The organism is Bradyrhizobium manausense, from assembly GCF_018129685.1.
Taxonomy (GTDB): Bacteria; Pseudomonadota; Alphaproteobacteria; order Rhizobiales; family Xanthobacteraceae; genus Bradyrhizobium; species Bradyrhizobium manausense_D.
The window spans coordinates 117,725-132,333 of record NZ_JAFCLG010000004.1; the positions used below are offsets into that span (position 1 = coordinate 117,725).

General features: G+C 63.2%; 13 protein-coding genes and 1 tRNA gene. 6 read left to right on the forward strand and 8 right to left on the reverse strand.

All coding sequences use genetic code 11. From position 1 onward, the window contains the following. Positions 1-9: 9 nt before the first annotated feature. The 4 genes from JQ621_RS13140 to JQ621_RS13155 all read right to left on the reverse strand — a co-directional run bounded on the left by JQ621_RS13140 (position 10) and on the right by JQ621_RS13155 (position 4,366). The gene (locus tag JQ621_RS13140; RefSeq protein ID WP_212235137.1) at positions 10-1,248 is read right to left on the reverse strand and encodes an ABC transporter substrate-binding protein; all 1,239 of its coding nucleotides are present in this window, start codon (positions 1,246-1,248) and stop codon (positions 10-12) included. 325 nt (positions 1,249-1,573) lie between these two features. Then, the gene (locus tag JQ621_RS13145; protein WP_312015415.1) at positions 1,574-1,846 is read right to left on the reverse strand and encodes an FAD-dependent oxidoreductase; all 273 of its coding nucleotides are present in this window, start codon (positions 1,844-1,846) and stop codon (positions 1,574-1,576) included. 67 nt (positions 1,847-1,913) lie between these two features. Next, positions 1,914-3,032 (reverse strand): D-alanine--D-alanine ligase family protein, encoded by a 1,119-nt coding sequence (locus JQ621_RS13150; RefSeq protein WP_212235138.1) that lies wholly within the window; start codon positions 3,030-3,032, stop codon positions 1,914-1,916. A gap of 131 nt (positions 3,033-3,163) precedes the next feature. Next, entirely contained in the window at positions 3,164-4,366 is a 1,203-nt protein-coding gene (locus JQ621_RS13155; RefSeq protein WP_212235139.1) for an SMP-30/gluconolactonase/LRE family protein, read from the reverse strand. 291 nt (positions 4,367-4,657) lie between these two features. Here JQ621_RS13155 and JQ621_RS13160 point away from each other — a divergent pair, with 291 nt between their 5' ends. The 5 genes from JQ621_RS13160 (at position 4,658) to JQ621_RS13180 (ending at position 9,187) form a co-directional block, all read left to right on the forward strand. Next, positions 4,658-4,927, forward strand: a complete 270-nt coding sequence (locus JQ621_RS13160; protein WP_212235140.1) for a hypothetical protein — start codon at positions 4,658-4,660, stop codon at positions 4,925-4,927. A 405-nt stretch (positions 4,928-5,332) separates the two neighbouring features. After that, positions 5,333-6,895, forward strand: a complete 1,563-nt coding sequence (locus JQ621_RS13165; RefSeq protein ID WP_212235141.1) for a 2-isopropylmalate synthase — start codon at positions 5,333-5,335, stop codon at positions 6,893-6,895. A gap of 220 nt (positions 6,896-7,115) precedes the next feature. Then, complete coding sequence (locus JQ621_RS13170; RefSeq protein ID WP_212235142.1) at positions 7,116-8,117, forward strand: TRAP transporter substrate-binding protein; 1,002 nt, start codon at positions 7,116-7,118, stop codon at positions 8,115-8,117. Positions 8,118-8,346: 229 nt separating this feature from the next. Continuing rightward, a complete protein-coding gene (locus tag JQ621_RS13175) occupies positions 8,347-8,931 on the forward strand; it encodes a Spy/CpxP family protein refolding chaperone (protein ID WP_212235143.1) in 585 nt (194 codons plus the stop codon). Positions 8,932-9,111: 180 nt separating this feature from the next. Beyond that, positions 9,112-9,187 (forward strand) — tRNA-Lys (locus JQ621_RS13180). Positions 9,188-9,723: 536 nt separating this feature from the next. Here the strand turns inward: JQ621_RS13180 and JQ621_RS13185 are convergent. Continuing rightward, positions 9,724-10,374, reverse strand: coding sequence for an RNA polymerase sigma factor (locus JQ621_RS13185; RefSeq protein WP_212235144.1), 651 nt, complete (start codon positions 10,372-10,374; stop codon positions 9,724-9,726). Positions 10,375-10,607: 233 nt separating this feature from the next. On the opposite strand from JQ621_RS13185, the gene JQ621_RS13190 reads away from it, so the two are divergent. Then, on the forward strand, positions 10,608-11,045 hold the full coding sequence (locus tag JQ621_RS13190; protein WP_212235145.1) for a hypothetical protein: 438 nt from the start codon (positions 10,608-10,610) through the stop codon (positions 11,043-11,045). 24 nt (positions 11,046-11,069) lie between these two features. Here the strand turns inward: JQ621_RS13190 and JQ621_RS13195 are convergent, their stop codons facing one another. The 3 genes from JQ621_RS13195 to JQ621_RS13205 are packed head-to-tail and all read right to left on the reverse strand — an operon-like array spanning position 11,070 to position 14,433. Continuing rightward, positions 11,070-11,567 (reverse strand): DUF427 domain-containing protein, encoded by a 498-nt coding sequence (locus JQ621_RS13195; protein WP_212235146.1) that lies wholly within the window; start codon positions 11,565-11,567, stop codon positions 11,070-11,072. Between the two features lie 38 nt (positions 11,568-11,605). Beyond that, on the reverse strand, positions 11,606-13,117 hold the full coding sequence (locus JQ621_RS13200; RefSeq protein ID WP_212235147.1) for an alpha/beta hydrolase: 1,512 nt from the start codon (positions 13,115-13,117) through the stop codon (positions 11,606-11,608). Next, positions 13,114-14,433 (reverse strand): DUF3422 family protein, encoded by a 1,320-nt coding sequence (locus JQ621_RS13205; protein WP_212235148.1) that lies wholly within the window; start codon positions 14,431-14,433, stop codon positions 13,114-13,116. The genes JQ621_RS13200 and JQ621_RS13205 overlap by 4 nt, the downstream gene beginning before the upstream one ends. Positions 14,434-14,609 lie beyond the last annotated feature (176 nt).

The window sequence follows — 14,609 nt, forward strand, 5'->3', positions numbered from 1 at the left end:
CTGGCGGGCCTAGTTGCTGAGCTTGATGAAGCTCGGGAACTTGAGCTCGACCTTGGCGACGTCCTTGGGCCAGACGGCGCTCTGCTTGCCGTCCTGCCATTGCAGCATCAGGCCGGTGATCAGGCCCTTGCCGTACTTGATCGAGTGCGTGAACGGATCGTCCTTGCCGTAGAACTGGACGCGGCCGATCGTGCCCTCCCAATCGGTCTTCTCCAGCGCATCGACCAGCTTGTCGGCGTCGGTCGAGCCGGCGCGCTTCACCGCGTCGGCGATGTAATAGACCTCGTCATAAGCGGTGTAGCCGGCATAGGACGGGTAATTGCCGAACTTCTTCTTGAAGTTTTCCGCGAACGGCACTGACTTCGGCGTCACCGCGACGCCGGGACCGGAGACGCCCTGGTAGAGCACGCCTTCGGCCGCCTGGTTGGTGTCCTTGCCGAAGGTCTCGTTGGTCGCTTGCGAGGAGATGCCGAACATCGGGATCGGCACCTGCTGGTTCTTCCACTGCACGGTCGGCTGCACGCCGACATGAGAGATGCCGGTGATGATCACGTCGGGCTTGGCGCCCTCGATCTTGTTGAAGATCGGGGTGAAGTCCGTGGTGTCAGGCGAGAAGCGGATGTGGTCGAGCACCTTCAGCCCGATCTTGGGCAGGCACTCCTCGTAACCGACGTCGAGCGGCTTGGTCCAGGCGGCGTCCTCGCTCATGATGACGGCCGTCTTCATGTGCATCTTGTCGACGAGAAGGTCCTTCGCACCGTCGCAGACCGAGAGGGCCAGCGCGGCCGAGGTCAGGTAGCCGTGGAAGGTGTACTTGTTCTTCTCGTAGTCAGCGTGGACGCTCTTGCTGATTTCGTTGGAAGCCGCTCCCGGTGTCACGAAGGGCGTCTTCAGCCGCGAAGCCCAGGGCTCCAGCGCCAGCACCACTTCGCTGATGTAGCTGGCAATGACGACATTGACCTTGTCCTCGTTCACCGCGCGCTGGAAGGCGCGTACCGAGTCCGCCGAGGAGGAGTGGTTGTCGTAACCGATGATCTCGATCTTGCGGCTGTCGACGCCGCCGGCAGCGTTGATCTCGTCGGCGGCGAGCTGCGCCGCTTGCGGGATCGATGCGCCGGCAATCGCCTGCGCTTCCGCGATCACGCCGATCTTGATCGGATCGGCTGCAAAGGCCGGACTTGACGCCGCCAACAATGCGCCTGTCGCTGCCGCGCCGAATGCACTTCGCAATGAGAGTGCTTTATTCATATTGTTCTCTCCCTTGAACCAAGCTTCTTTGAGCTATTGGTGCGCGACTATAACGGCGAGAGAATCCTCGGCAAGTGAAACTGTATTCAGGATTGTACGATGGGGACTAAAGTCTAGCTGCGTAAATACCGGGCCGAGCAGACCGATATTCCGCAAGCAGCCATGCAGATTTCGCCGGTGGGCATGCGGGTATATCGAAGGCGCACAAACGCGTTATGCCGGTCGCCGCCGCGGCCCATCGAGTGCCCTGAGGCGGGCAGGATCGAATCGCGTGAGGTCGACGACACTGCGCGCTGCGCCTTCGACGATCAATGCCGCGAGCGCTTCACCGGTTGCAGGGGCTCGCCATCGGAGGCAACGAAGCCGCATAGGCGGTCATTGGACGACAGCCCCAGTCGCCCGCGATCTGTTCCGGCAGCTGCGCGTGACGCGCAAAGCTACGCCGCGCCAGGGCATCGAGCGGTGGGCCCGCGCACCAGCAGCGAGCCAGAAAGCCGCCGGCCTTGCCGGAGGCCGCGGCCGCCACGTCTGTTCGCTCCACGACGATGACATCGACGCCATGGCGGCGCAGGAAGCGGGCGGTGCAGGCCCCGATCACGCCGCCGCCGCAGATCACAACGCGATGGCATATTTTCCTGACGCGAGCCTGTCGTTTCGGCGGCAACCTAGCTGGAATAGCCGCGTTCCAGCGCGTGACGTTGCTGGTAGCGGTCCAGCGCCAGATGCACGAGGCGCGTCAGCAGCTCGCCGTATGGCACGCCCGAGGCTTCCATCATCTTCGGATACATGCTGATCGAGGTGAACCCGGGAAGGGTATTGATCTCGTTGAAGCAGAATTCGCCGGTCTGCCGGTCGAGGAAGAAATCGACGCGCGCGAGGTCGCTGCATTCGAGCGCGGCGAACACCTGCACCGCGAGCGCGCGCACGCGCGCCATCTGCGTGGCATCGAGCCTCGCCGGCAGATCGACGCGAGCGCCATCGGGGTCGAGATATTTGGCCTCGTAGGAATAGAATTCGTGATGGGCATTGGGATTGAGCTCGCTGGCGACGCTCGCAAACAAATCCTCTCCCTCGAGCACGGCGACTTCGATCTCGCGCGCGTCGATGCCCTGCTCGACCAGCACCTTGAGATCGTAGCGAAACGCATCGTCGAGCGCGGGGCCGAGCGCATCCCAGCTCTTGACCTTGTGAATGCCGACGCTGGAGCCCATGTTGCACGGCTTGACGAATAGGGGGAGCGTCAGGCCCTCGACCGCCTTGGCGAGAGATGCCGCACGATCGGCGACGTAGGCCTTGCGGGTGAGCACGCGATAGGGCGCGACCGGCACGCGAGCGAGTTCAGCAAGCCGCTTGGCGACATCCTTGTCCATGCTGACGGCGGAGGCGAGCACGCCCGATCCGACATAGGCAACGTCGGCCAGCTCGAAAACGCCCTGTACGGCGCCGTCCTCGCACAGCGGGCCGTGCATGACCGGAAAAACGACGTCGATTGCGATCGGGTCGTTCGCGCTGCCGGACACCGGCATCAGAACGCCGCGTCCGTCGGCGCCTCGGACGAGCCGCATCTCTGGCGCATCGGGCAGGATCGGCAACGAGGCCCGCGCCGGGTCGATCGCGGCGAGGTCGTTCCATTGCCAACGGCCTTCCTTGTCGATCGAAACCGGGATCACCTCGAAGCGCGAGCGATCGAGATGGCGGAGCACGGAGGCGGCTGATTTCAGCGAAACCTCATGCTCACCGGACCTGCCGCCATAGAGAACAACGACGCGAATTTTGTCTGCCATGGCTCAATTATCACGCGCCTTGTCCGGAAGTCACCTCTCTTACTCCGATGTTGGCGTATGATGGGGTCCTAAAAGTAATGCGGCGCCGGCAGGGTACACCGGCGCCGTATTGAGATTCCAGTTGCGCCTGTTCAGCCCACTCCCGCGCCTTGCGTCGCCGTGTACACGGCGTAGAGCGACTGGCTTGCTGCCATGAACAGGCGATTGCGCTTCGGTCCGCCGAACGTGATGTTGCCGCAGACTTCCGGCAGGCGAATGCGGCCGAGCAGCTTGCCGTCCGGCGACCACACCGTCACGCCGCTATAGCCGACCGCGCGACCGGCATTGCTGGAGGCCCAGACATTGCCGTTGACGTCGCAGCGAACGCCGTCCGGTCCGCACTTCACGCCGTCGATCACGCAGTCCGAGAACAGCTTCAGGTTGGACAATTTGTTGTCGCTGCCGACGTCGAAGACGAAGATCTCGCCCTTGCCGCCGGGGCCGGTGTCGCCCGGTCCCTTGCCGGTCGAGATGACGTAGAGCTTCTTGTAGTCCGGCGAGAAGCACAGGCCGTTCGGATCGGGCACCTGGTCTTCGCTGACGACGAGATCGACGCGGCCAGAGGGATCGATGCGATAGCAATTGGTCGGCAGCTCGCGCTTGCCCGGCGCGAAGCCTGCCGGCTGCCCGATCCTCGGATTGAGCTTGCCGCCCGAATCCGGCTCGCCTTCGTAGAGCTGGCCGCCATAGGGCGGATCGGTGAACCAGTAGCTGCCATCGGGATGGGCGACGACGTCGTTCGGCGAGTTCAACTTCTTGCCGTTGTAGTTGTCGCAGAGGATCGTGGCGCTGCCGTCGTTCTCGTAGCGCGTCACCCGCCGGGTCAGATGCTCGCAGGAGAGCTGGCGGCCCTGGAAGTCGAACGAATTGCCGTTGCTGTAATTCGATGGCGTACGGAACACGCTGACGTGGCCGTCGTCCTCGCTCCAACGCATCTGCCTGTTGTTGGGAATGTCGCTCCACAACAGGTAGCGGCCTTGCGCGCTCCACGCCGGACCTTCGGCCCAGAGCACGCCGGTGTAGAGCCGCTTGATCGAGGTGTTGGGCTGGGCGAGATCGTTGAAGGAAGGATCGACGGCGATGATATCGGGGTCCCAAAAATAGGTCGTTGGCGCGCCGCGCGGACTGAAGTCGCGCGGCGGGGTGGTGATCGTTGTCGGCGGGGCGGCAGGGCCGTTCTGGGCGAGCGCCGTGCCCGTTCCGGCCATCGTGGCCGCGGCACCAAGTGCAAGGCCCTGAACCAATGTTCGTCGTGAAAGCGCAGCATCCTGCTCACGCTGTTGTTGGCGTGTCATTCGCGTCCTCCCGGGTCATGTTCAGCTGGCCAGTTGATCCGGCCGAGCTGCCGTGGAGGTTAGTCCGGTCTGCGACGAGTTGCGAGAGGCAGGTTCGCATCCTCTGCGCGATGCCGAAATGATGCCGCCATTTCGTCGCAGGTCCGTCTCAAACACGCATCGCGAGCGCGCGCATCTCGGTTTCATCAACGTGAATGTCCGTTCGTTCGCCTGGGAATGATGCACCGCTCAGCCTTGACCTCGCCCTCATTGCCGCGCAGAAATCGCGTCGGGACGAGTTCGGAGTTGAGTGTGGGCGTCGTCATATTGATCGTGCTGCTGGGGATCGCGTTTGCGGCCGGCTATTTCGTGCGCGACCACATCTCCCGCAGGCGGCATGCGGAGGCCCGCCTTTGGCGCGGCTACGTGCAACAGCCTGACTGGCTCAACGCCAATGCGCCCGCCAACACGAACGAGGTGACGGCCCTCAACAGGATCGCGCCTCCGGCCCCGGCGACGAGCGAACTCGGCCAGATGCTGAACCGTTGGGAAACCAGGGCCCGCGCCCGTCGCGCGGGATGAACCCACCAGCAACGACGCGAGGCTGGACTCCCTTCGCTACAACCAGGTCAGCCCATCTGACCATCTTTTGACGTTGCAGTTGCTGCCATTTCTCGTCTAGAAACGGACGTGCTGAGCCTCCGGCAACCAACCGTCAACGGTTTTGACCGAGAATTTGGGGCTCAAAAGGGTCTGGCAATGCTGATTCGCGGCCAAATCGATGGGATTTCGGGGGAGGTGGCTCTGGCCGCCGCCACGAGCCCGGCCGCGTCGCTGTCCATCCTTCTGATCGGCGAGCTGCTTCTTAGCTGCCCCTGAGGGCCGGCTGGGCGAACGCGCCTGGGCACTCAGGGGTTGGTCGAGATCACCGGACACCTCCAGGCGCCCAGCAGACTGACGGCGCGAAAGCTCAAAAGGAAAATAGCAATGGCCCCCGCGAACAAGTCCGACAAGGACCGCGTCATCATTTTCGACACCACCTTGCGCGACGGCGAGCAGTGCCCCGGCGCCACCATGACCTTCGAGGAGAAGCTCGAGGTCGCCGAGCTGCTGGACGATATGGGCGTCGATGTCATCGAAGCCGGCTTCCCGATCACCTCGCAGGGTGACTTCGAAGCCGTGAGCGAGATCGCCCGCCGCTCCAAGAATGCCGTCATCGCCGGCCTGTCGCGAGCCCATCCCGCCGACATCGACCGCTGCGCCGAAGCGGTGAAATTTGCCAAACGCGGCCGCGTCCACACCGTGATCGCGACCTCGCCGCTGCACATGCGGGTGAAGCTGAACAAGACGCCGGAGGAAGTGCTCGAGACCTCGGTCGCCATGGTCGCGCGCGCCCGCAACCAGATCGACGACGTCGAATGGTCGGCCGAGGACGGCACCCGCAGCGAGATGGAGTATCTGTGCCGCATCGTGGAGGCCGTCATCAAGGCCGGTGCGACCACGGTGAACATTCCCGATACGGTCGGCTACACGGTGCCGGAGGAATACACCCACTTCATGAAGACGCTGATCGAGCGCGTGCCGAACTCGGACAAGGCGGTGTTCTCCGTGCACTGCCATAACGACCTCGGCATGGCCGTGGCGAACTCGCTGGCCGGCATCATCGGCGGCGCGCGCCAGGTCGAGTGCACCATCAACGGCATCGGCGAGCGCGCCGGCAACGCCGCGCTCGAAGAGATCGTGATGGCGATCAACGTGCGTAACGACAAATTCCCCTACTGGAACAAGATCGACACCACGCAGCTGACCCGCGCCTCGAAGGTGGTGTCGGCCGCGACCTCGTTCCCGGTGCAGTACAACAAGGCCATCGTCGGCCGCAACGCGTTCGCGCATGAGAGCGGCATTCACCAGGACGGCGTGCTGAAGGACGCCTCCACCTACGAGATCATGCGGCCGGAAATGGTCGGCCTGAAACAGTCCTCGCTGGTGCTGGGCAAGCACTCCGGCCGTCATGCCTTCGTGCACAAGCTCGAGGAGATGGGCTACAAGCTCGGCCCGAACCAGCTGGAAGATGCGTTCACGCGGATGAAGGCGCTCGCCGACCGCAAGAAGGACATCTACGACGAGGACATCGAGGCGTTGGTCGACGAGGAGATGGCGGCCTCGCACGACCGCATCAAGCTGACCTCGCTGACCGTGATCGCCGGCACCCATGGTCCGCAGCGCGCGACCATGAAGCTCGACGTCGACGGGCAGATCAAGATCGAGGAGGCGGAAGGCAACGGTCCAGTCGACGCGGTGTTCAACTGCATCAAGCGCCTGGTGCCGCACGAAGCCAAGCTCGAGCTGTATCAGGTCCACGCCGTGACCGAAGGCACCGACGCGCAGGCCGAAGTCTCGGTGCGCCTGTCGCAGGAGGGACGTTCGATGACGGCGCGCGCGGCGGATCCGGATACGCTGGTCGCGTCCGCAAAAGCCTATCTCGGCGCGCTCAACAAGATCGTCATGAAGCGTCAGCGCGACAACGTGACGACGGCTGCGGCAAGCTGACGAACGTCGTTCGTCATTCCGGGGCGCCTCGAAGAGGCGGACCCGGAATCTCGAGATTCCGGGTTCGACGCTTTGCGTCGCCCGGAATGACGGAGTGCATGATGAATACCTGCCCTGCTAACAGCCAATAGCGACTGTCTCTTCCAGCCGCTATTGATGCAGCCGGCCTACAACCGGCTGTCCGCGCATCGGGCGGCTCAAATAACAACAGGGAGACACTATGCGCAGCTTCGCGATCGCGGCGTCCGTCGCGGCACTGGCTTTGGGCCTTGCCGGCCCAGCTGCCGCCGACCCGATCATCATCAAGTTCAGCCACGTCGTCGCGACCGATACGCCGAAGGGCAAGGCGTCCGAGAAGTTTAGGGAACTGGCCGAGACGTACACCGGCGGCAAGGTCAAGGTCGAGGTCTATCCGAACTCGACGCTCTACAAGGACAAGGAAGAGCTCGAAGCGCTGCAACTCGGCAGCGTGCAAATGCTGGCGCCGTCCAACTCGAAGTTCGGCCCGCTCGGCATCCGCGAATTCGAAGTGTTCGATCTGCCCTACATCCTTCCTGATCTGAAGACGCTGCGGAAGGTGACGGAAGGTCCGCTCGGCGCGCGCTTGCTCAAGCTGCTCGAGCCGAAGGGCATCACCGGCCTTGCCTATTGGGACAACGGCTTCAAGGAAATGAGCGCCAACAAGAAGCTGATCACGCCGGCGGATTACCAGGGCGTCAAGTTCCGCATCCAGTCCTCGCGGGTGCTGCAGGCGCAGTTCAAGGCGCTCGGCTCGCTGCCGCAGGTGATGGCGTTCTCCGAAGTCTACCAGGCGCTGCAGACCGGCGTGGTCGACGGGCAGGAGAACACCTGGTCGAACATCTATACCCAGAAGATGCACGAGGTGCAGAAGTACATCACCGAGACCAATCACGGTTACATCGGCTATGTCGTGATCGTGAACAAGAAGTTCTGGGACGATCTGCCCGCCGACATCCGCGACCAGCTGTCGAAGGCGATGAAGGAAGCGACCGACTACAACAACGCGCAGTCGCAGAAGGAAAACGACGACGCGATGGCCGAGATCAGGAAGAGCGGCAAGAGCGAGATCATCAAGCTGACGCCCGCGCAGGACGAGGCCATGCGCAAGGCGATGGAGCCGGTCTACAAGGACGCGGCAAGCCGCGTCGGCCAGCCGCTGATCGACGAGTTCCTGAAAGAATCCAGGAGCACCACGAACTAGGCCGGCACCACGAATTGGGTGCAACGCAAACCGGCTTGTACTGATGATGAAGAATGGGCCTGCGTGCAGTCTGCACGGAGGCCCTTTTTGTTGCGGAAGATGTCAGTACCGCTGAACAGACATTCAAGTGCATTACATTTGCGAAAGAATGCTCACTCTGTCCAAGTTGTAAGTTGCGCCTTGGCGTTGCGCCCCTCATCTTCAGGGTACCCTTCCAGAGGAGGTATCCATGAGGAAGTTCACCATCGCCGCCATTGCCGTGCTCAGCATCGCCGGCTCGGGTGCGGTCTATGCCCAGTTTCATCGCCCGTGGATGGAGCACTTCCACCACATCCGCATGAATCCCGAAGACCGCGCCGCCCTGGTCGACGCGCGGATCGCCGCCGTCCATGCCGGGCTGAAACTGAACGCCGAGCAGGAGAAGCTGTGGCCGCCGGTCGAGGCTGCGGTGCGCGACTTCGCCAAGCTGCGGCTCGATCGCGCCAATGCGCGGATGAACGCCGGTCCCGGCGATGGCGACAGGCCGGATGATCCGGTCGCCCGCCTGCGCCAGCGGGCCGACGATATGGGCGCGTCCTCCGCGGCCCTGAAGAAGATCGCCGATGCGGCCGATCCTCTCTACAAGACCCTCGATGACGGCCAGAAGCGTCGCCTAGCCATGCTGACCCGCCACCGCGGCCCGTTTGGCGGCGGCGAGGACGGCCCGCCTCGCCACTTCATGGAGCGCGGCATGGACCGCATGATGGAACGTGGCATGGACCACTTCCGCGGCGGTGACCGCGACGGCGGCCCTGACAGGGAAGGGCGCCTCTGAGCGCACCGGGATTTCCCGGGCCTCAACCTTTGCATTGACCTTGCGCGAAGCCGCTGGAATCCGGCGGCTTTTCGCGTTTTCGGGGCTGCGGAAGAACCTTGGAAAACATGCGTCACATCGCTTGCCAGACCCGGATCGCTTTGCTAAACGACCGGCCTCGCAAGGCATTGACCGCCTTTCGGGCGCATAGCTCAGTTGGTAGAGCAGCTGACTCTTAATCAGCGGGTCCCAGGTTCGAGCCCTGGTGCGCCCACCATATATAAGGCTGATGCCAATCAGTTTTCTTTTTGGATGAGAATTGGAGCCGCGACGGGCTGTAAAGCACCGTCGGCATCTGGTTGTGAATGTTGCAAGAACAGGGGGTCCAGTCCGCCGCCGCAGCCCCACTGATATAGACAACGGGAAATTCCGGATGGATCTCCCTAGCGTGCTGCGCGACCTCCCAGCCGTCCATCTTTCCCTTCAGGTCGATGTCGGTCACTAGCGCGCGATGTGGCTCTTGTGGGCTTTCAACAAAGTCACCGCCTCTTCTCCGGACGATGCGACGCACGTTTCGAAGCCGCCGTCGTGCAGCGAGTCTGCGACAAAGCCTTGGAGCAACGCCTCGTCTTCACAATGAGGATGAAAGGGATTCCAATTTCCGGCACGATGCCATTCCCCGCTGCAATTCGAGACACAGTTGCAAAGTGACGTAAGCTCGCGGACACTGCTCTCGTCGCGCCATCGCGCCTCAGGTTTCGTTCAGAGCACGATCTCCGCGGAAAGCCGCTGCACTGTTTTCCCGATTGTGCGCTAGCGGCCCAGGACGGACGCGAGCGCGCCGACATCAGGGTCGCCAGGCGGCATAGCCCCGATCTGCGCCCGCACCTGCAGCAGCGCGCGCCGGAGCCAGGTTTTGATGGTGTTGACGGGCACGCCATATTGCTCGGCCAGCCGGTGCCGGCTTTCACCGTAGAAATAGGCCGCGATCACCAGATGACGCCTTGTCGGGTCGAGCGTTTGCAGGGCGGACAACATGCTCTGCTGAAGCCTGATCGTGTTGCTTTCGTTTTCCCTGCTCTCCATGCTTTCCAGCGCCGTCGGTGCGTCGGCGGGAAATTCCAGCAGGGCCGACTGGTCGCGATAGATTTCTCGCGAAGGCCTGCGCACGGCATCGATGGCAAGATTCTTGGCGATGGTGATCATCCACATCATGGGCGAGCCCAGCGCCGGACGATACGCGGCCGCGTTCAGCCAGATGCGAACATAAGCCTCCTGCACGATCTCCTCTGCGAGATGCCGGCGCCTGACGACCAGCAGCACGGTGGACAACAACTTGCGCCGCGTGACCGCGTGCAGTTTTTCGAAGGCCGGCTCATCGCCTCCCACCATGCGCAGCAGCAGCTGCTCAAGTTCGGTCGGATCGGACCGTTCAGTGCGGAGGCCGCTCATCATTGGCGCCATGTCATTCCCCGGGACTGCCGCGCAATTTCCGTCAGGCTAAGCTCTTCGATGCCAGCATAACTGTCAATCAGAGTTTACATACAGACATGACAATGCACTAAAACGGCGCGCAGGATTTCAAGAATTATTGTAGATTCAATTATTTACCTCATTGAGAGGCGTGTGGTCGCTTCCCTTAGGAACGAAGTTCGATTGCTCCCATTGTCATCCCAATCTTACAATGGAGGCTTCCCGTGCAAGGCGACAATCCGATCAGCTGGCTGATGTTCTTCACCCTCGCGGCAACGACGTTCATCATTGCCGGCGGATTCATTTACTTCCTGCGATCCCGCACCAACCGCGAAATCGCGGCGAACGCGCTCGAAGGAAACGGGAGCAGCCGCGGCGTCGCGCCGAGCGGGGCGGGTCCCGAACTGATCGGGCTCACAGTTCTTGCGCTGGCCGTGATGGGCTTGCTCACGGTCGGCTACAACGGCAAATCCCGCATTGAAACCGCTCGAGCACCCACACCGGTCGGCGGCGCAACCACTGGCATGGCACAGCCGGTCGGCACGCCCGACCAGCCGAAACTCTACCAGCCGGGCAATCCCGCGCCCGACACCCGTGCCGCGCCGACCTCATCTGATACCGGGACTGGGCCCGCGAACGGTTCGACGAGACAACCGAAGTAGGGATAGCCAGCAGGAGACTCCGGTCTACCATCCGCGAGTCCCTGCGCCGCCCTTGAACGGTCCGACGATGCGCGAGGTGATCCAGCCCCCGTAGAAATCGCCTTCCTGAGGCTGTACGCGGTCGTCGTCCACCCAGCATTCATCGACGCGGGACGCATAGAAAGCCAGATATCCAGCGATATCGGCGAATTGGGGCGTCGGTGCGGGGTAGCTCCAGGCCGCACGCTCGGACTTCCGGCCGAGGACATCGAGCGACCAGTATTTTGCGTGCCCCTTGAATTCGCACCACGAGCCGCCCGGCGCATCCAGCAGATAGTTCCGCGCGATAGCGTCGGGCGGAATGTAGTAGACCGGCGGGTGACTGGTCTCGAGCACGCGATAGCCCGAAATCGTATCGGCAATGGTGTGTCCGTTGAAAATGACGCGCAGCCGCGCGCTGGTTTTTTCCAGCCGCGGCGGACGAGGATAATCCCAGACGGACTCCTGTCCGGCCGAGGGTTCGATACGCTTGGGTCTCCACATGTTCTGTCAACTCCAGCATGAGATCGTGCGGGCAGTACTCATCGCACGATCATCGGAAAGGTCACCGCGATGGCCCAGGCGAACACCGCACCGTTGGCGATCGCCCCCGGCAGCGGATGCCGGGTCGCCGCGTAGCTCCACCGGCTGATCAGTCCGAAGGCCGTGAACAGCAGCACGATCGCCGGCACGATGATGACGAGAAAGAACAGCTTCATCGGGTTGAGCGCCACGGCCATCGCGAGCGAAAGCAGGAAGCAGAATTTGGTGAGCCCGTAAGCGCCCCTCCGGGACTCGCTGCCGCGTGTCAGCCACTCGTCGGCAATGAAGTAGGGCAGCGTCCCGCAGGCGATTGCGGCGATCAGCGGCAGCCGCGCCGGTATCGGCAGAAACGAAAACACATAGGCGTCGATGGGAAGACCGAAGGCCAGGATATTGTAGGCGAAAACTGCGGCCGCCGCGATCGCAGCGCGTGCCCAGGCGACCTTCGCGACGGGCGGCGGTTGCCCCTTGCGCAAGTAGAAAAGGGTCGCTGCAGAGAGAGCGCCATAGAGCAGAAAATGCAGCATCAGATAATCACCGAGCAGGATCGGCAGAAAGTCAGTCGGCATCTTCCATAGCAATAGCGGGGTCAGGATCGCCGGCAGCAGCGCTGCCGTCATCAGCGCCTTCCAGCCCAGGCTTGCGCCGGCCCGACTCGTGCTCACCTCCGGCAACCATGCCGACAACGGCCAGGCCAGTGCGACGATTCCCGCGAACACCAGCGCCAGCCAGCGCCCGCGGCTGTCGACCTCGTCCTGTGGCCGGTCGCCGAACGCGGCATTCATCCAGCGCACGGCTTCGACCATGCTGTCATGGCTGTAGAGTACGCCGATATGTTCGACGCCGCGCGCCAGCACCAGCTTGCGGGCGGAGCCGTCAGGAAAGTGGCCGTAAGTCTCGCCGGGGATTGCTGTGCCGCCGGCGGCGAGATTGACGATGCGCAGGCCCTCGTTCCTGAGCATCGCAGGCTCCAATGCGCCGACGATGACCAGCAGATTGCGCGGACTGGCCCGTGTCACGACGGGCGAAAACACCGAGACCGCGACGGTCGCTTCGACATCCGGGTGGGTTTGAGCGAACCGTACCACGATGTCGGACGCCATCGAGTGTCCGAGCATCGCGAGTCGGCCGTCACTGCCGGGCAGTGCGCGTGCCGACGCCGCGACGTCGGTCAATTCCCTCAGCAAGGCGGCAGTGATGGTCAGGCCCTCGTTGATATTGCCATGCATCGGGAGCGGGTTACGGCCATGGCCAAGGAAATCAAAGGTCACGGCGATGTAGCCGTTGCGCGCAAGCGTTTCGGCGAACGGCTGCATCAGCTGCTGCGAACCGGCAAAACCGTGGGCGATCACGATCACCGGCGTAGGCGCGGCGGATTGCGGTCTGAAGATCGTGACCGGCGTTTCGCCGACGAAGGTGCGCGTGATGTTCAGGTCCCGGCTGCCTTCATGCAATTCAAACAGCCCGATCAGGATTGCCATGGTGGCGAGAAATCCGACGAGGAACCTCATCGATCCTCGCCGGCGATGTGCTTCCTGCGAATGCTGTGCACCGTCCACCAGATCGCAAGGCCCGCGACCGGAACGAAGGCGGCCGTCGCAACGCTGGGCTCGAGATGAAGCGTGCCGCTGTCATGCACAGCCTTTGCGATGTATCCGAACAGGCTCACCACGTAATAGGTGATCGCCGCCACCGACAGGCCTTCGACCGTGGCTTGCAGCCGCAGCTGCAGCCGCGTCCGCGCGTTCATCGACTTCAGAAGCTCCTGGTTCTGCTGCTCCAGCTCGACGTCGACGCGGGTGCGCAGCAAGTTTGCGGCGCGTGCGAGCTTCAGCGATAGGCTCGATTGCCGCGCCTCGGTCGTGACGCATGTGCGCAGCGCCGGCTTCATCCGGCGTGCCAGAAACGACGACCACGTCGGGAGGCCGCCGACCTTGCGTTCGCCGATGGTCTGCAAGCGTTGCTCGACGATTTCCTCATAGGCGCGGCTGGCGCCGAACCGAAAGACGCTGGCGGCCGCCCCTGCCTCAACTTCGGCCGCGAGGGCAGTCAGCTCGTCGAGCAGCTTGTGGTTGGCGGCGAGGTCACCGGCGGTGCGCATCTGGTCAGTGACTTCGACGAGGCGGCGCTCGGCGGCTGCGATCGACGGCGACAGCCGTTGCGCTTCGGGCAGGCCGAGCAGGGCCAGCGTGCGATAGGTTTCGAGCTCGATCACCCGCTGAACCAGTGCTCCGACACGTTCCGGCGACATCGTGCGGTTGGCAACGAGGATACGGACGAAACCCGAAGGTCCAGGCTGGAAGTCGGTCGCATAGAGCGCGGCGCCGTCGGAGTTCTCGGCGACGGCCAGACTGGCCTTCTCGAACAGGCGTTCCGGCGCGGTTCGTTGCGGATCCTCCGCCAGAAGATGCAGATCGACTGCCACCAGCAAAGGGCCGGGCTGCGGCACCAGCCGCATCGGCAGCGCCAGCAAGGCCGCATCCGGATGGAACGGTGCCGCCACGGGATCGGCCGGCATTTCCCATGTGTAGGTCGTGAATTCGGAGTGCTGTTCCCATCGCAGCACGGTGGTGCCGAACGGGGCGCGATGATGTTTTTCGGCAGGCGACGGCGGCTGCAGCCCGCGTGATGTGCAAAATGCGATCAGGTTGGTGCGGTCGGCCTGTGCGCGTGGCCCCGACGTATCGAAGGCAAAATGCACGACGCGCGATGGCACCGCAATCGGCGTAAACGGGCGGGCGTGGACCTCGCCCAGCACGGCCGCGCGCAGTGGATGGGGTGTCAGCCGCACCGCCTCGCCGTCACCTATCAGGACATCCGCGCTCATCGCGATCTCCGGTTGGCTTGTTGCATTCGATGGCCGCCGCGATACGAGTAACACTCCGTCGTGCCGGACAGAAGCCGGAAGAGGGCCGGTGGGCTTCGGCAAAAAAATCTGGCGCGCGGTGAAACGCCGGATGATTGGCTCGTATGTATGCTGTGGTTCTGCGTCTTGATATTGGC